Consider the following 16347-nt stretch of genomic DNA (forward strand, 5'->3'; position numbering starts at 1 on the left):
GGCCTTACTCGACCGCCAACCCTTCCACCTTCTGCCACCCACGCGGCAACAACCCGCCGCGAGTCGCGCGCGCACCCAGGTACGCATCCAGATCCTTGAACGACAGACTCATCGTCCGCGCCCCCGACTTGACGCTCAGCGTCTGCCCCGGTGCCACCACCGCGACCGCGACTACGCGCTCGGTGCCGAGCTTGGCCTTCGGAATGTCGATGATCTTGTTGCCTTTGCCCTTGTCGAGTTCCGGCAACTCGGCGACCGGGAACGCAAGCAGATGGCCGACGTTGGTCACCGCGACCACGCGGTCCTGATCGACGTCGCCGATCTGCGCCGGTTGCAGCACCTTGGCGTTCGGGGTCAGCGACAGCATCGCCTTGCCGGCCTTGTTGCGGCCGGTGAGGTTTTCGAAGCGGGTGACGAAACCATAGCCGTGCGAACTGGACAGCACGAAGCGGTGTTCGTTGTCGCCAGCCGCCAGTGCCTGGAACGATGCGCCCGCGGCAGGCGAGAACCGCCCGGTCAGGGGTTCGCCATTGCCGCGCGCCGACGGCAGGCTGTGGATCAGCGTCGAGTAAGCGCGCCCGGTCGAATCCAGGAACGCGACCTGCTGGGTGCTGCGTCCGCGCACGTACGCCAGCACGCTGTCGCCGTCGCGGTAGCTCAGCGCCGCGGCATCCACGTCGTGGCCCTTGGCCGCGCGCACCCAGCCCTTTTCGCTGACCACCACGGTCATCGGCTCGCTGGCGACCAGTTCGGTTTCCGACAGCGCCTGCGCGGCCACGCGCGAGACCAGCGGCGAGCGGCGCGCGTCGCCGAACTTCTTGGCATCGGCCAGCAGTTCGTCCTTGATCAGCTTCTTGAGCTTGGTCTTGCTGGCGAGGGTCGCGATCAGCTGTTCGCGCTCCTTCTCCAGTTCGGCCTGCTCGCCGCGGATCTTCATCTCTTCCAGCCGCGCCAACTGGCGCAGGCGGGTTTCCAGGATGTAGTCGGTCTGCTCTTCGGTGAGGTCGAAGCGCTTCATCAGCACCGGACGCGGTTCGTCCTCGGTGCGGATGATGCGGATGACTTCGTCGAGGTTGAGGAACGCGACCAGCAAACCCTGCAACAGGTGCAGGCGGCGCTCGACCTTCTCCAGCCGGTGGTTCAGACGGCGGGTGACGGTGTCGGCGCGGAAGCTCAGCCATTCGCTGAGGAACGCCTTCAGGCCCTTGACCTGCGGGCGGCCGTCCAGGCCGATGACGTTGAAGTTGACGCGGAAGCTGCGTTCCAGGTCGGTGGTGGCGAACAGATGCCCCATCAGCTGGTCGGCGTCGACGCGGTTGGAGCGCGGCACCAGCACGATCCGGGTCGGATTGGCGTGGTCGGACTCGTCGCGGATGTCTTCCAGCCACGGCAGCTTCTTGGCCCGCATCTGGGTGGCGATCTGTTCGATCACCTTGCCCGGCGAGGTCTGGTAGGGCAGGGCGGTGACGACCAGGTTGCCGCCGTCCTTCTCGAACACGGCGCGCGCGCGCACGCTGCCGAGGCCGGTTTCGTACATCTGCAGCAGGTCGGCGCGCGGGGTGATGATTTCGGCCGTGGTCGGGTAGTCCGGGCCGAGCACGTGCTCGCACAGGTCGCGGGTGGTCGCGTCCGGGTCGTCGAGCAGGCGCACGCAGGCGCTGACCACTTCGTTCAAGTTGTGCGGCGGCACGTCGGTGGCCATGCCCACGGCGATTCCGGTGGTGCCGTTGAGCAGCAGGTGCGGCAGCCGCGCCGGCATCCAGGTGGGTTCTTCCAGGGTGCCGTCGAAGTTCGGGTCCCAGTCCACCGTGCCCTGGCCGAGCTCGCCGAGCAGCACTTCGGCCAGCGGGGTCAGCTTGGACTCGGTGTAGCGCATCGCCGCGAACGACTTGGGATCGTCGGTCGAGCCGAAGTTGCCCTGGCCCTCGACCAACGGATAGCGGTAGGAGAACGGCTGCGCCATCAACACCATCGCCTCGTAGCAGGCGCTGTCGCCGTGCGGATGGTATTTGCCGATCACATCGCCCACGGTGCGCGCGGACTTCTTCGGCTTGGACTGGGCGTTCAGGCCCAGCTCGCTCATGGCGTAGATGATGCGGCGCTGGACCGGCTTGAGGCCGTCGCCGAGGAACGGCAGGGCGCGGTCCAGGACCACGTACATCGAGTAGTCCAGGTAGGCGCGTTCGGCGTATTCGCGCAGCGGGATCTGTTCGAAGCCGTGGAACGCCATACGTACGGAATCTGTCATTTGAAACTGGCGACCGGGTGGGGCAGAGGGCCGGATTCTACCCGGGGTGAGGTCGCAGGAGGTGCGACCGGGGTGAAGGGCGCGCGGCGCCGGACCGAGCCGGGCGCAGCCCGGGACCCGTCCGCAAGCGGAGGCGACTCAGGGCGTCTGATGATCGGCCTGCCGCCTTGCCTTGCGCTCAGCCCGGAGTCGCTCATTGAGGCCACCTTCGTTGCGCTTCTCGGCCTCGGCGATGACCTCCGCCGGATTACTCCGCGGCTCAGCCGGCGGGATGTCCAGTACGGACACAGAGCCGGCCTTCGGTGTGGCCTCAGGGGCGCTTTGCGAGCAGGCGGTCAGGAGCGGGAGCGGGAGGACAACAGCGCGGAGCATCAAGAGAACCTCTGGCGAACTTTCAGGAGGAACTTAGGTGTTACATAGGTGTATCTCCTGCTGTTAGAAACCGAGAAACCCAAGGTAAAACATAGGGTTTCATACTATGATGCCAGCGTTGTAAACCCCCCCCTTCTCTGCGTGGGTGGTTCACAGCGAATCTGCGCATAAGTCTCACAAAATACGCATTGGTATTTTTGTTACAAGAAGAGCTTGCTAACAAATCGCTCATTGGTGGGTAGGGAGGGGGGTGCCATACGTCGTTATAGCCCTCAAGCTGGCATGAAGTGGACTTTTTTATCTATGACGGCCCCTGGTCGGACTATCGAGTAACGCTGCCCTCAGTTGGCTGATCTTTGGAGAAACAAATGGTGGCTAGTGGGAGGACCGATGAATGTAAGTGAACGAAAAGAAGTCACACGGAATAGGCGCGCGTTGTGGCTTTCTGTTCTGGCACTGCTGGCTGCCGCGTGCGGAGCCTATCTGTTCTTGAAGAGAGAGTCGCAGCTTGGAGAAGCGAATGCGGCGGCGGACGTGACGGCAATGCGGTCGGCCAGGAACAATGAGTTGACCGCAGATGCTAAAGACCATCAAGACAGCAAAAAGCGCGGCGCGGCTGGACGTAGAGTTGCTCGTTCCTCGAGCGAATCCGTTGTTCCGCCCCCTGGGAATGCGCAAGAGGTGATCGCGCAGCTTCGCGCCCAGGCTGAAGCGGGTGATGCCCGAGCGGCTTTGCTGATTCATCTGAAGCTTTACGAGTGCGCAAATCAGCAGGATGTCTCGACGATAGAGCAAGCCGCAGAGGCAATTGAGCGCGTGGGCGCATCGGGCAGTCAGTATATCGCCGATCAACAACGCATTCGGAAGGATTGCGAGAACTCCGCCAGTCTTCTGTCAGAGCAGGGAAAGTGGCTGGAGCGGGCCGCAGATGGGGGCGACACAGTCGCACAGAGGCTATACGCCCTTAACTCGCGTGCTTTCTTCAAGAGCGCGGCGGAGATGCTCGCCGATCCTGCTGCTGTGGATCGCTATAAGCGAAAGGCCCAGGGGTATATGAGTGCGCTGGTCGAAAAGGGAGATATCGACGCGATGATGTGGTATGTGGGGGCGTATGAGGGCGGTGTGATGGTGCCAAAGGATGCAGTGCGCTCCTACGCATACTATCGTCTTATTGAAATGTCGGCGCCGGGAACGACCTCCAAAGAACTGATGGATAATAAAACTAAAAGCCTTAGTGCCGAAAAAATTGCTGAGGGCGATGCTCTTGCTGCGAAGTTGTATTCCACTTGTTGCAAGAACTAGGGGCAAAAGGATGCGTAGATTGAAATGGATTGTGGCGTGTGTGTCGGTCGTGTTGGTTGCGTCGGCAGGGGTCTACTCCTATGCGGGAAGCGTGACGACAGGGAAGCCGGGCATGTACGGGGGGTATCGATGCATGACCTCTTGTCAATTAAACACTCCTTCGCCAGACAGGCCGACGTTGGAGTATATAACGGTCATAGATAATAATTTGCACGAAGACTCCGCGTATCGGCAGATGGCCGGAGATGTCTTTGTGGTATGCAATGCGTCAATCTGTGTGAATTACAGCCGCAGCGACGATCCAAACAACTATATAGGCGGGCCGCGCTACAACGCCAATCAGTCGTCAGGAGGAGGCAGTGGTGGCCCTGACGGTAGCGGCGGGGGAAGCGGTGGGGGCGGTGGCGGCGTACCCAATCCGGGGGGGTGTGCGCCCAAATGCACGGGTGGAACCGTAATCGTACGAGAGCCGGGTAAAGCGTGATCTCGCGGTAACGTCTCGAATCATCCAGGTTTCTCTGTGGGGTGGCCGTCATACACGCGGAAGGATTCGACGGCAAGCGTTTGAGCGAACGCCCGGCCAAGGCCGGGCGTTTTGTTAACTCAACCGAAACGCGAACCAATATGGTTGGATGCGTAAGCGGATCGCTATGACATGGCTCGAATAGCTTGGGAGATGCCGAAGACCGCAAGCGTGCAGGCCACGGCCTCCGCGAGAAGCGCAGGGGCGTAGGTTCTGAAACGTGCAAACTCCGCAGGCATTAGGTAGACCACAGGCGTACCTCAGCGTAACGGCGGGTGGTCAGGCCATCCAGCACAACCCTCTTGCCGGCGACGGTCGCCTTGTTCCACCGGAGGAGTTGTCCCGGGACCGCGGCGTAGTCGCCCGCGTTGAGGCGCGCCAGTAGCGTCGAGCTGGCGAAGTTGGCCTCGCCCAGGTTGAACACGAAGTCGATCAGAGCGGCCCTCTGCGGAGCGCTGAGGCGCAGTATTCTGGCGCCCTGGCTCCCGAGACCCGCCCATGCCCCAGCGTCGCCCCTGCCTGCGCCCGCTCGCCCTCGCCGCGCTCAGCGCCGCCCTCGCCAGCGCCTGCGCGCCGACCCCGGCGGCGCCGCATGCGGCCGCGCCGGTGTATTCCTACAAAGTGATCGCGCGCCATCCGCACGACCCGCAGGCCTTCACCCAGGGCCTGATCTGGAAGGACGGCCACCTGTACGAGAGCACCGGCCTCAACGGCCGCTCCTCGGTGCGCAAGGTCGAGCTCGACAGCGGCAAGGTGCTGCAACGCACGGCGCTGCCGGAGGAGGTGTTCGGCGAAGGGCTCACCGACCGCGGCGAGCAGTTGTTGGTGCTGAGCTGGACCAACGGCGCCGGCTATGTGCTCAACCGCGCCGATTTCTCGTTCGCCGGCATCTTCAAGTACGAAGGCGAAGGCTGGGGCCTGACCCGTTCGGCCGACACGATCTACATGAGCGACGGCACCGCGCAGATCCGCCTGATCGACCCGGCCACCTTGCGCGAGCGTTCGCGCATCCGGGTCAGCGACCACGGCCGCGCGATCGATCAGCTCAACGAACTGGAGTGGGTCAAGGGCGAGATCTACGCCAACGTCTGGCAGACCGACAAGATCGCCCGCATCGATCCCAAGACCGGCAACGTGCGCGCCTGGATCGACCTGAGCGGCCTGCTGCGCGAGCACGGCACCAGCACCCGCGGCGCCGACGTGCTCAACGGCATCGCCTACGATGCGGCCGGCGACCGTTTGTTCGTGACCGGCAAACTGTGGCCGGACCTGTTCCAGATCGAACTGGTGCCGCCGGCCAAGCCCGGCAAGCGCTGAGCGTCGCGGCGGCTCACACGCCGCGCAGGCGTCCGTTCTCGCTGACGTAGACCGCGCCGGCGAAGCGCGGATGCGCGGCTTCGATCTCCTGCAGGAAGCGGTGTTCGACCGCGAACAGGCGCAGCATCGAATTCCACGGCTGCGCCAGCAGCTCGACCCGGCCGTCGCGGAAGAAGCACAGCTCGTCGGCGCACAGTTCGGCGTCGTTGCTGTTCCAGTGGTTGAAGCCGGTGCGGCCGAGCAGGTACGCGGTGTAGGCGCTGAACTCGCAGACTTGCAGGTCGAAGGACTCGCCGTCGACGGCGACGCCGGGCATCGCCTGCGCCGTTTCCAGTTCCAGGGTGCGGGCGATGCCGCTGCGCAGAAAATCCTCGCTGCCCGCGCCGACGCGCAGGCCGAAACCGAAGCCGAAACCGATGCGGTCGTAGCGCCCGGCCAGCACCGGCGCGAGCGCGCGCCAGCTGGCGTCGGGCAGGCGCGCCCAGGCGCTGACCCGGCCGTCGGATTCGAACACCGCATCGACGATCAGCGCGGCGTCGACCTGCCAGGCTCGGGCGCGCGAGGGCGGAGGGTTCGCGGTCATGCGCGGCGTGGGTTCCCGGTGCGGCGGCGGATGCGCCGATGCTAGCGCAGACCGCGGCGCGCACGCGGCCGCCGCCGCGTTCTTGCAACGGCGGTCGCAGCCGCGCTTTGGGTCCGTTGCGCGAGCGCCCGGCCGCAGCCGCTAGCCCGAAAGTCATAGCCCGCGAAATGACAGCAACTGACGAATTTGTCAGCGCGACGACAGCGTGGCGTGGGCGCCGCGCTCCTACAGTTCCGGCGTGGTCCGCGTCACTCCCCTGCGCCGGCCGCGGGCGGCGTTTTTCTCCAAGGACGCCGCCTTTCTCATTCCGCCCCGCCGCCAAGGATGCCGTCATGCCGGACCCCGCCGTCTCCGCAACTTCCTCGCGCCTGCGCAAACGCGCGTTCGCCGCCGGCGGCCTCGTCGCCGTAGTCGGCGCCGGCCTGGCCCTGGGCGAGTTCGGCAACAGCCGCGGCGCCGCGCCGCCGGCCGCGCCGGCGCCGGTGCCGGTGGTGACCGCCCAGGTCGAACGCCGCGACGTGCCGCATTGGCAGGACACCATCGGCACGGTGACCGCGCTCAATCGCGCGACCCTGCGCACTCAGGTCGACGGCGTGCTGACCGACGTGCTGTTCCACGAAGGCCAGAGCGTGCAGCGCGGGCAACTGCTGGCGCGCATCGACGACCGCGCGATCCGCGCCGGCCTCGACGGCGCGCAGGCGCGGCGCGCGCGCGACGCCGCCCAGCTCAGCGCGGCGCAATCGGACCTGACCCGGTTCCGGCAACTCTCCGGCGGCCAGCTGATCGCGCGGCAGATGCTCGACCAGCAGGCGTCCTCGGTGCAGCAACTGCAAGCGACCGCACAGGACAATCAGGCGACCATCGACGCCGCGCGCGTGCAGTTGTCCTACACCCGCATCGTGTCGCCGATCGCCGGCCGGGTCGGCCTGCGCCGGGTCGATCCGGGCAATGTGGTGCGCACCGGCGACGCCGACGGGCTCGTCACGGTCGAACAGGTCGATCCGATCTCGGTGGTGTTCGCGCTGACCCAGGACCAGTTGCCCGGCCTGCGCCGCGCCCAGGCCGGCGGCGCGGTGCAGGTGCAGGCGCTGGACCGCGACGCCGGCCGCCTGCTGGCCGAAGGCGAATTGCGGGTGATCGACAACCGCATCGACGAAACCACCGGCACGGTGCGCCTGCGCGCGGTGTTCGCCAACGCCGGCGATACGCTGTGGCCGGGCCAGCTGGTCAGCGTGCGCGTGCGCACCGGCGCCGACGAGGACGCGCTGACGGTCGCCAGCGAGGCCTTGCAGCGCGGCGTCGACGGCAGCTTCGTGTACAAGGTCGGCGCCGACGCGACAGTCGCGGCGGTGCCGGTGAAAGTGGGCTATCAGGATTCGACGCTGGCGGTGATCGTGGCCGCGGCCAACGCGCTCAAGCCCGGCGACACCGTGGTCCGCGACGGCCAGTCGCGGCTCAAGCCCGGCACCGTGGTCGCCGCGGCGCGGCCGGCGACCGCAGCGACGTCGACGGCAGCGACGGCAGCGACGGCGACGGTGATGCGATGAGCGGCCGCGAGCCCGGCGACGCCGCGCCGCGCAGCCCGGCGACGCGCATTTCGGTGTCCGCGTGGTTCGTGCGCCATCCGGTGGCGACGACGCTGCTGACCGCCGCGGTGCTGCTGCTCGGCGTATTCGCGCAACCGCGGTTGCCGGTGGCGCCGCTGCCGCAAGCCGATTTCCCGACCCTGCGCATCAACGCCGAACTGCCCGGCGCGAGCCCGGAAACGATGGCCTCGGCGGTCGCCACGCCGCTGGAGACCCGGCTCACCACCGTGCCCGGCGTGGCCGAGATGACTTCGTCCAGCGCGCTCGGCCAGACCAACATCACCCTGCAGTTCGTGCTCGACAAGAACATCGACACCGCGGTGCAGGAAGTGCAGGCCGCGATCAACGCCGCGCAAAGCCAGCTGCCGGCCGACATGCCGTCGCCGCCGCGCTGGTTCAAGGTCAACCCGGCCGACAGCCCGATCCTGGTGCTCGGCGTGACCGGGCCGCAGTTGCCGCTGACCGAACTGAGCGACATCGCCGAAACCGCGCTGTCGCGCAACCTGACCCAGATCGACGGCGTCGGCGAGGTCTACGTGGTCGGCCAGCAGCGCCCGGCGATCCGCATCCAGGCCGCGCCCGAGCGTCTGGCCGCGCTCGGCCTGACCCTGGCCGACCTGCGCGAAACCGCGCGCAACGCCAGCGTCAACCAGGCCAAGGGCGCGCTGGTCGGGCAGCGGCGCATGAGCACGCTCGACGCCAACGACCAATTGTTCGAGGCGCGCGACTACGAAAAACTGGTGGTGGCCTACCGCGACGGCGCGCCGGTGCGGCTCGGCGAGGTCGCCAAGATCGGCTTCGGCGCCGAGAACGATTACGTCGCGTCGTGGCCGAACGGCCAGCCCGGCGTGTCGCTGATCGTGTTCCGCCAGCCCGGCGCCAACATCGTCAAGACCACCGACAACGTGCTGGCCGCGTTGCCGGGTTTGCAGCAGGCGCTGCCGGCGACGGTCAAGGTGGACGTGCTCAACGACCGCACTCGCACCATCCGCGCCTCGCTGCACGAAGTGGAGCTGACCCTGGGCCTGACCATCGTGCTGGTGGTGCTGGTGATGGGGCTGTTCCTGCGCCAGCTGTCGGCGACGATGATCGTCGGCGCGGTGCTGGTGGTGTCGCTGACGGCGACGTTCGCGGCGATGTACGTACTCGGCTACAGCCTCAACAACCTGACCCTGGTCGCGCTGGTGATCGCGGTCGGCTTCGTGGTCGACGACGCCATCGTCGTGGTCGAGAACATCCACCGCCATCGCGAGGCCGGCCTGGGCCCGGTCGAGGCCGCGCTCAAGGGCGCCGGCGAGATCGGCTTCACCGTGGTCTCGATCAGCCTGTCGCTGATCGCCGCGTTCATCCCGCTGCTGTTCATGGGCGGCATCGTCGGCCGCTTGTTCGCCGAGTTCGCGATGACCGTGACCGTGGCGATCCTGATCTCCATCGTCGCCTCGCTGACCCTGGCGCCGATGATGGCCGCGCAGCTGATGCGCAAGCCGCCCGCGCACGCGCGCGGCGGCGACACGTTCGCGGACCGTCTGCTGCGCGGCTACGACCGCAGCCTGCAATGGGCCTTGAACCATCAGCGCACCGTGCTGGCCGGTTTCGCCGCCACCGTCGCCGTCGCGGTCGCCGGCTACGCCTGGATTCCGAAAGGATTTTTCCCCTCGCAGGACGCCGCGTTCGTGTTCGCCACCACCGAGGCGGCGCAGGACATTTCCTTCGACGAAATGGTGGCCAAGCACCAGCAACTGGCCAAGATCGCCGCCGAAGACCCGGCGCTGCTGGCCTACAACCATTCCGTCGGCGCCACCGGCGGCAGCCCGAGCATGAGCAACGGCCGCATGTGGTTCACGCTCAAGGACCGCGGCGACCGCGACGTGTCCGCCGACCAGTTCATCGAGCGCATGCGCGGCAAGCTCGCCGCGGTGCCGGGCATCGCGATCTACATGCGCTCGGCCCAGGACATCAACCTCGGCGTCGGCCCGGCGCGCACCCAGTACCAATACGCGCTGCGCAGCCAGGACAGCCGCGAACTGGCGGCGTGGGCCGATCGATTGACCGCGAAGCTGCGCGAATCGGCGCTGCTGCGCGACGTGTCCAACGACCAGCAGATCGGCGCCAGCGTCACCCGCCTGAGCATCGACCGCACCGCCGCGGCGCGCTTCGGCCTGAGCGCGGTGGATATCGACCAAGCCTTGTACGACGCGTTCGGCCAGCGCCAGATCAACCAGTTCCAGACCCAGACCAACCAGTACAAGGTGATCCTGGAGATCGACCCGCGCCTGCGCGGCAAGGCCGAATCGCTGGCGTATTTCCACCTGCGCTCGCCGACCACCGGGCAGATGGTGCCGCTGTCGGCGGTGGCGCGGCTGGAGCCGCCGGGCAACGGTTCGCTGGCGATCAACCACAACGGGCTGCAACCGGCGGTCACGATCTCGTTCAACCTCGCGCCCGGGGTCGCGCTCGGGCAGGCGGTCGACGCGGTCGCCCAGGCCGGGCGCGAGATCGGCCTGCCGTCGGGCGTCAGCGGCAATTTCCAGGGCACCGCGCAGGCGTTCCGCGATTCGCTGGCGACCCAGCCGCTGCTGATCCTGGCCGCGCTGCTGGCGGTCTACATCATCCTCGGCGTGCTCTACGAGAGCTTCGTGCACCCGCTGACGATCCTGTCGACGCTGCCGTCGGCCGGTATCGGCGCGGTCGCGATGCTGTGGCTGTGGAAGCTGGATTTCTCGATCATGGCCTTGATCGGCATCGTGCTGCTGATCGGCATCGTCAAGAAGAACGGCATCCTGCTGGTCGACTTCGCTCTCGACGCGCAGCGCCAGCGCGGGCTGTCGCCGCGCGATGCGATCCACGAGGCCTGCCTGACCCGGTTCCGCCCGATCGCGATGACCACGCTGGCGGCGCTGCTCGGCGCGATTCCGCTGATGCTCGGCTTCGGCACCGGTTCGGAACTGCGCCAGCCGCTCGGCGTGGCGGTGGTCGGCGGCCTGCTGATCAGCCAGCTGCTGACCCTGTACAGCACCCCGGTGGTGTATCTGGCCCTGGACCGGCTGTTCCTGAGCCGGCGCCGCGAGTCGTCCGCGGCCGCGGACGCGCCGCTGGCCAGCCCCGCGGCGGCCTGAGCGGGGTTAGGATGCCTGCAGCGCCCATCGATGCCATGAAGCCGCACCCGCAATGAAACTTTTGATCGTCGAGGACGAAGCCAAGACCGCCGACTACCTGCGCGACGGCCTGGCCGAGCAAGGCTGGAGCGTCGACGTCGCCCGCGACGGCAACACCGGCCTGCACCTGGCGCGCGAGTTCGATTACGACGTGATCGTGCTCGACGTGATGCTGCCGGGCCTGGACGGTTTCAGCGTGCTGCGCGAACTGCGCCTGCGCAAGCAGACCCCGGTCATCATGCTGACCGCGCGCGACCGCATCGACGACCGCGTGCACGGCCTCGGCGCCGGCGCCGACGATTATCTGGTCAAACCCTTTTCCTTCATCGAACTGCTGGCGCGCCTGCAGGCGCTGGTGCGGCGCGGGCGCCAGCAGGAGCCGACCGAACTGAGCATCGGCGACCTGCAGATCAACCTGATCGCGCGCCGCGCGTTCCGCGACGGCAATCGTCTGGACCTGACCGGCAAGGAATTCGCGCTGCTCGCGCTGCTGGCCCAGCGCCGCGGCCAGATCCTGTCGAAGACGGTGATCGCCGCGCAGGTGTGGGACATCAATTTCGACAGCAACACCAACGTGGTCGAAGTGGCGATCAAGCGCCTGCGCGCGAAGATCGACGGCCCGTTCCGCAGCAAGCTGCTGCATACCGTGCGCGGCATGGGCTATGTGCTGGAGACGCGCGAGGACGAGGACGGCGCAGCCAACGGCAGGGCCGGCGCATGAAACGTTGGCGCGAAGCGGCGATCGCGCACCGGCTGGCGGCGATGTTCGCCGCCGCCGCGCTGCTGGTGTTCGCCCTGGTCGGCATCGCGCTGTACCAAGTGCTGGAAAGTCAGGTGGTGCGCTATCAGCACGCCGAGCTGGAAACCAAGCTGCGCTATGTCGCCGGCAGCGTCGCCGCGTGCGATATGCGCGAGCGCTGGTACAAGGTCGAGGACAAGGTCGAGTACCTGACCTCCAGCGACCGCAGCACCAAGATCTGGGCCTGGAGCGGCGATCGCGGCTTCCGCATCGGCCCCGGCGTGCCCAAGGTCGAGACGACGCGGGCCAAGGCCGACCGCGGCATGGGCAAGGTCTGGCTGCCCGACAGCGACGCGCCGTACCGCGTGCTCGAGGAACTGGTGCCGGCCAAGGGCGAGCGCCCGCAGGTGCGGCTGTGGGTCGGCATGGATTCGCAGCCTTACCGCACCGCGATGCGCGGCTTCACGATGGCGCTGATCGGCTTCGGCCTGGTCGGCACGGTGCTGGTGGCCTTGCTCGGGCACTGGATCGCGCGGGTCGGTTTGCGCCCGCTCAACCGGCTGTCGGCCGAGGCGCAGCGGCTGAGCCCGAGCAAGCTCTCGCAGCGCCTGCAACCGACCGACCTGCCGCCGGAACTGGGCCGGCTGACCGGCGCGTTCAACGGCGCGCTCGACCGCCTGGAGACCGCCTACACCCGGCTCGACGCGTTCAACGCCGACGTCGCCCACGAACTGCGCACGCCGCTGACCAATCTGATGGGCCAGACCCAGGTCGCGCTGCAACGCCCGCGCGATGCGCAGCGGTTGACCGATGTGCTGACCTCGAACCTGGAGGAGCTCGAGCGCATGCGCGGCATCGTCAACGACATGCTGTTCCTGTCGCGCGCGGGGCAGGGCGACATCGCCCTGGACCGGGTCTGCGTGCCGCTGGCGGAAGAAGTGGCCAAGACCGGCGAATTCCTCGAATACCTGCTCGAGGAGGCGGGCATGCGCCTGCGCATCGACGGCGCCGCCGAGGCCTGGATCGACACCTCGCTGTTCCGCCGGGCGATGACCAACCTGCTGCACAACGCGGTCCAGCACGCGGTACCGGGCTCGGAAATCGTGGTGGAAGTGCGCGGCGGCGAAGGCGCGGCCGGCGACTGCGGCAACGGCGCCAGCGTGGCGGTGCGCAACGACGGCAAGTGCGTGGAGCCGGAACACCTGGCGCGGATGTTCGACCGGTTCTACCGCGTCGACGCATCGCGCGAGCACCGCGGCGAGCGCCACCACGGCCTGGGCCTGTCGATCGTCAAGGCGATCGCGCTGCTGCACGGCGGCAGCGTGTTCGCCGCCAGCGGCGACGGCCGCACCACGGTGGGTTTCAGCCTGGCGCCGCCCGCCGCGTAGTTGGATTTACTACCTGTAGGAGCGGCGCAAGCCGCGACCGCGCCAACCCAACGACTGCGCGACCGCATCGCCCCCGATGCGGAAGCGGCCCGGTAGGGTTTCGTCGCAGTCGCGTTGGCGTTGTCGCGGCTTGCGCCGCTCCTACAGGGGGGGAACCGACTTACGGCTCAGCGATGCAGATCGCCGGCCGCTTCGGGCTGATAGCGCAGACCGAGCACGCGCAGCGACACATGGCGTCCGCCCGGCAGCGGCCATTGGATGCTCGCGCCGACGCGCAGGCCGAGCAGGGCGGTGCCGACCGGGGCCAGGATCGAGATGCGTTGCGCGCTGCCGTCGGCGTCGCGCGGATAGACCAGGGTGGCTTCGCGTTCTTCGCCGCTGTCTTCGTCGCGGAAGCGGATCACCGAATTCATCGTGATCGCGTCGGCCGGCATCTGCGCCGGTTCGCGCAGTTGCGCGCGTTCGAGTTCGCGGCGCAGGCCGCTGGTGTCCAGGCCGGCGGCCTGCGGGGTTTCCAATAATGCTTCCAGGCGTTCGCAATCCAGCCGCGAAACGATCAGCGGCGGGGGCAGACCGGAGGGGTGGGGCAGGTGACGCTCGTTCATCGCAGGCTCCAAAGCAAGCGCGGGCGGCGCCGAGGCGCCGCCCGCAGTGAGGTGTGCGACGACCATAGCCGGGGTGCGCGCGCGCGGCAAGCCGGGCGCGGTTCGCTTGCGCGATGCGACGCGGATCCACGCGCTAGGTCGCATCGTCCGCGCTTCCGGCGGCCGCATCTGAAGCGTCCGCGTTCGCAGCGCTGGCATCGCAAGCGTCCACGGTCGAATCGCCTGCGTTCGAAGGATTCCGATCCGAGCCGCGCCCGGCCGGGCCGGCTCGATCGAGTCCGGCTTTGCGCGGGCCGCGCGCATCCGAACCGCGCCACGGTCCGTATCGCCGGATAACGCCCCGGGCCGCGCCCGCGACCGAATCCCTATCCATGCCGGCTGCCTTCATCGCTCACGTCGAACGGCCACCGCGCCCGCGCCGGCGACGCGGGCGCGCACGCCTGGCCGCCATACGCGCACGGCCCGCGCCGGCGACGCGCGCGGGTTTGCCGAATCTGCCCGCCGGCTGGCTAGAATCCCCGCTTTCGCGCGCCGCGCCGGCGCGCACGTTCGAGGCACCGATGTCCGAAATCACGGCCCCGCAGTCCGCACTCCCCGACGCTGCCGACGACTCCGCCGCCGAACTGCTGCGCGCGGTCGCGCGCGGCGACCGCGCCGCGTTCGAGCGGCTCTACCGCGACACCTCCGCGCGCCTGTACGGCGTCTGCCTGCGCCTGCTGCCCGAGCGCGCCGAGGCCGAGGACGTGTTGCAGGAGGTCTATGCCACGGTCTGGCGCAAGGCCGGCCAGTTCGACGCCGAGCGCGCCAGCGCCGCGGTGTGGCTGGCGATGATCGCGCGCAACAAGGCCATCGACCGGCTGCGCTCGCTGCCGTCGCTGCGGCGCGCGCCGCTGGAGCTGATGGACGAGGTCGCCGACGCCGCGCCGACGCCGTCGGCGCAGGCCGAGAGCGCCGACGAGCGCGAGCGCCTGCGCCAGTGCATGGACGAGCTCGACGCGCGCCGGCGCGGCCTGATCCGCACCGCGTTCTTCGACGGCAGCACCTACGAGGAACTGGCGCAGCGCACCGGCTCGCCGCTCGGCAGCGTCAAGAGCTGGATCCGCCGCGGCCTGATCCAACTGCGCGCGTGCCTGGAGCGCTGAGCCGACATGGACATTCGCGAACACGATATCGACCGCGAGCCGCCGGGCGCCGATGTGCAGGCGGGGGAGTACGCGTTGGGGGTTTTGAACGAGCGCGAACGCCGGCTCGCGGAGTTGCGCGTGGAGACCGATCCGGCGTTCGCTCGGTTGGTCCACGACTGGCAACGCCGCCTGGCGACGCTGCTCGACGAGATCGAACCGGTCGCCGCGCCGGCGCAGCTGTGGCCGCGCCTGCGCGTGCGCCTGGGCTGGTCTCCGGCGCAGGGCGAGCGTCCGCACGGGCTGTGGCACAGCGCCGGGTTCTGGCGCGGCGCAGCCGCGGCGGCAGCCGCGCTGGCGGCGGTGGCGCTGTGGAGCGGGCGCGCGCCGGCGCCGGTCGCGCCGCCGCTGGCGCAGCAACCGCCGGTGATGATCGAACACCAGCCCGCGTTCCCGGTCACCCGCCTGGCGCGCGACGACGGCAGCGCCGGCTGGCTGGCCTCGATCGACCAGCACCACGCCAAGGTCATGACCATGCCGGTGCCCGCGCCGGAGGATCCGCAGGGCCGCGTCGCCGAACTGTGGCTGATTCCCAAGGGCGAGGCGCCGCGTTCGCTGGGCCTGATCTCGACCGAGTGGGCCGATTCGGTCAAGGTGCCGGCCGAGGCCGCGGCCAAGCTCGCCGCCGGCGCGACCCTGGCGATCACCCTGGAGCCCAAGGGCGGCGCCCCGCACGGCGTACCCACCGGGCCGGTGGTGGCGAAAGGCAACATCGCGTTGTAAGTCCGCGATGGCGCGGCGGTCGCCCGGGTCGCTCGCCGGCGCTCGCGGCGGCCTGCAAAAAAACTTTCAAATAACCGTTGACAGTCGGAGCGCCGCAACGCAACATACGCCTCCTCGCAGCGGCGCCGGTTCATCGGCAACGAAGCGGAAGGCCCAGGTGGCGGAATTGGTAGACGCACTAGTTTCAGGTACTAGCGGGTAAAACCGTGGAGGTTCGAGTCCTCTCCTGGGCACCACTACAGTAGCAACGTCAAGGCTTCCAGAGAAATTGGCGTAATCAAGGCGAGCTTCGGCTCGCCTTTTGCTTTTTCAGCTTCCCGGCGCGGTTCTGGTCCCGCCACTCGACGACCTCGCCCGCCTTCCAGGTGGCCGGCTTCCGGGTGATCCTGACCGGGAAGCCTGGCTTGCACGCGATCGTGGCCAGGAAATGTTCAGGTGTGATGCCCCAGAGCTCGGCGCATTCGGCCGCGGTCATGGCCAGTTCCTGCCACGGGATCTTCTCAGCCGCCCCCATCGCCTTTCTCCTTGTCGTAGTGCGGCGCCTCCTGCCGCAGTGTCCAGCCAACTGCGTCCTCGACACGTCGCTCGAGAAGTTGCCCCGAGAACCCCGTGCGCCCGCGGCATA

At 68.1% G+C, this 16347-nt stretch carries 13 protein-coding genes and 1 tRNA gene; 9 read left to right on the forward strand and 5 right to left on the reverse strand.

The features are described from left to right. Window positions 1-4: 4 nt before the first annotated feature. Window positions 5-2248, reverse strand: coding sequence for a DNA topoisomerase IV subunit A (parC, locus tag JHW38_RS25165; RefSeq protein WP_207523990.1), 2244 nt, complete (start codon window positions 2246-2248; stop codon window positions 5-7). A gap of 762 nt (window positions 2249-3010) precedes the next feature. Here parC and JHW38_RS25170 point away from each other — a divergent pair. Further along, window positions 3011-3922: a hypothetical protein gene (locus JHW38_RS25170; RefSeq protein WP_207523991.1), complete on the forward strand. Its 912-nt coding sequence runs from the start codon at window positions 3011-3013 to the stop codon at window positions 3920-3922. Between the two features lie 761 nt (window positions 3923-4683). Here the strand turns inward: JHW38_RS25170 and JHW38_RS25175 are convergent. Beyond that, window positions 4684-4914 carry a lysozyme gene (locus JHW38_RS25175; RefSeq protein WP_343225459.1) on the reverse strand — a complete coding sequence of 77 codons (231 nt, stop codon included), beginning with the start codon at window positions 4912-4914 and terminating at the stop codon, window positions 4684-4686. 29 nt (window positions 4915-4943) lie between these two features. Here JHW38_RS25175 and JHW38_RS25180 point away from each other — a divergent pair, with 29 nt between their 5' ends. Then, window positions 4944-5762: a glutaminyl-peptide cyclotransferase gene (locus tag JHW38_RS25180; protein WP_207523993.1), complete on the forward strand. Its 819-nt coding sequence runs from the start codon at window positions 4944-4946 to the stop codon at window positions 5760-5762. Window positions 5763-5775: 13 nt separating this feature from the next. Here JHW38_RS25180 and JHW38_RS25185 read toward each other — a convergent pair whose 3' ends face one another. Next, window positions 5776-6345: a hypothetical protein gene (locus JHW38_RS25185; protein ID WP_207523994.1), complete on the reverse strand. Its 570-nt coding sequence runs from the start codon at window positions 6343-6345 to the stop codon at window positions 5776-5778. Window positions 6346-6677: 332 nt separating this feature from the next. On the opposite strand from JHW38_RS25185, the gene JHW38_RS25190 reads away from it, so the two are divergent. Genes JHW38_RS25190 through JHW38_RS25205 form a run of 4 tightly spaced genes read left to right on the forward strand, consistent with a single transcriptional unit; the run spans window position 6678 to window position 13213 of the window. Beyond that, complete coding sequence (locus tag JHW38_RS25190; protein ID WP_207523995.1) at window positions 6678-7892, forward strand: efflux RND transporter periplasmic adaptor subunit; 1215 nt, start codon at window positions 6678-6680, stop codon at window positions 7890-7892. Beyond that, on the forward strand, window positions 7889-11047 hold the full coding sequence (locus JHW38_RS25195; protein ID WP_207523996.1) for a multidrug efflux RND transporter permease subunit: 3159 nt from the start codon (window positions 7889-7891) through the stop codon (window positions 11045-11047). The genes JHW38_RS25190 and JHW38_RS25195 overlap by 4 nt, the downstream gene beginning before the upstream one ends. A gap of 52 nt (window positions 11048-11099) precedes the next feature. Further along, window positions 11100-11807, forward strand: coding sequence for a heavy metal response regulator transcription factor (locus JHW38_RS25200; protein WP_207523997.1), 708 nt, complete (start codon window positions 11100-11102; stop codon window positions 11805-11807). Next, on the forward strand, window positions 11804-13213 hold the full coding sequence (locus JHW38_RS25205) for a heavy metal sensor histidine kinase (protein ID WP_207523998.1): 1410 nt from the start codon (window positions 11804-11806) through the stop codon (window positions 13211-13213). Before JHW38_RS25200 ends, JHW38_RS25205 begins: the two co-directional genes overlap by 4 nt. Window positions 13214-13380: 167 nt before the next feature. Here the strand turns inward: JHW38_RS25205 and rnk are convergent, their stop codons facing one another. After that, window positions 13381-13818: a nucleoside diphosphate kinase regulator gene (rnk, locus tag JHW38_RS25210; protein WP_207523999.1), complete on the reverse strand. Its 438-nt coding sequence runs from the start codon at window positions 13816-13818 to the stop codon at window positions 13381-13383. Between the two features lie 560 nt (window positions 13819-14378). On the opposite strand from rnk, the gene JHW38_RS25215 reads away from it, so the two are divergent. From JHW38_RS25215 to JHW38_RS25225, 3 genes are all read left to right on the forward strand, one after another. Then, a complete protein-coding gene (locus JHW38_RS25215; protein ID WP_207524000.1) occupies window positions 14379-14960 on the forward strand; it encodes a sigma-70 family RNA polymerase sigma factor in 582 nt (193 codons plus the stop codon). A gap of 6 nt (window positions 14961-14966) precedes the next feature. After that, complete coding sequence (locus JHW38_RS25220) at window positions 14967-15722, forward strand: anti-sigma factor (protein WP_207524001.1); 756 nt, start codon at window positions 14967-14969, stop codon at window positions 15720-15722. A 151-nt stretch (window positions 15723-15873) separates the two neighbouring features. Then, a tRNA-Leu gene (locus tag JHW38_RS25225) sits at window positions 15874-15958 on the forward strand. A gap of 41 nt (window positions 15959-15999) precedes the next feature. On the opposite strand, the gene JHW38_RS25230 is transcribed toward JHW38_RS25225, so the two are convergent. Continuing rightward, complete coding sequence (locus JHW38_RS25230) at window positions 16000-16197, reverse strand: hypothetical protein (protein WP_207524002.1); 198 nt, start codon at window positions 16195-16197, stop codon at window positions 16000-16002. Between the last annotated feature and the right edge of the window lie 150 nt (window positions 16198-16347).

This window comes from Lysobacter enzymogenes (genome assembly GCF_017355525.1).
GTDB lineage: Bacteria > Pseudomonadota > Gammaproteobacteria > Xanthomonadales > Xanthomonadaceae > Lysobacter > Lysobacter enzymogenes_C.

Coding starts and splice junctions, on each gene's coding strand:
- parC (WP_207523990.1), bottom strand. CDS start 2,248: ATGACAGATTCCGTACGTATGGCGTTCCACGGCTTCGAACAGATCCCG.
- JHW38_RS25170 (WP_207523991.1), top strand. CDS start 3,011: ATGAATGTAAGTGAACGAAAAGAAGTCACACGGAATAGGCGCGCGTTG.
- JHW38_RS25180 (WP_207523993.1), top strand. CDS start 4,944: ATGCCCCAGCGTCGCCCCTGCCTGCGCCCGCTCGCCCTCGCCGCGCTC.
- JHW38_RS25185 (WP_207523994.1), bottom strand. CDS start 6,345: ATGACCGCGAACCCTCCGCCCTCGCGCGCCCGAGCCTGGCAGGTCGAC.
- JHW38_RS25190 (WP_207523995.1), top strand. CDS start 6,678: ATGCCGGACCCCGCCGTCTCCGCAACTTCCTCGCGCCTGCGCAAACGC.
- JHW38_RS25195 (WP_207523996.1), top strand. CDS start 7,889: ATGAGCGGCCGCGAGCCCGGCGACGCCGCGCCGCGCAGCCCGGCGACG.
- JHW38_RS25200 (WP_207523997.1), top strand. CDS start 11,100: ATGAAACTTTTGATCGTCGAGGACGAAGCCAAGACCGCCGACTACCTG.
- JHW38_RS25205 (WP_207523998.1), top strand. CDS start 11,804: ATGAAACGTTGGCGCGAAGCGGCGATCGCGCACCGGCTGGCGGCGATG.
- rnk (WP_207523999.1), bottom strand. CDS start 13,818: ATGAACGAGCGTCACCTGCCCCACCCCTCCGGTCTGCCCCCGCCGCTG.
- JHW38_RS25215 (WP_207524000.1), top strand. CDS start 14,379: ATGTCCGAAATCACGGCCCCGCAGTCCGCACTCCCCGACGCTGCCGAC.
- JHW38_RS25220 (WP_207524001.1), top strand. CDS start 14,967: ATGGACATTCGCGAACACGATATCGACCGCGAGCCGCCGGGCGCCGAT.
- JHW38_RS25230 (WP_207524002.1), bottom strand. CDS start 16,197: ATGACCGCGGCCGAATGCGCCGAGCTCTGGGGCATCACACCTGAACAT.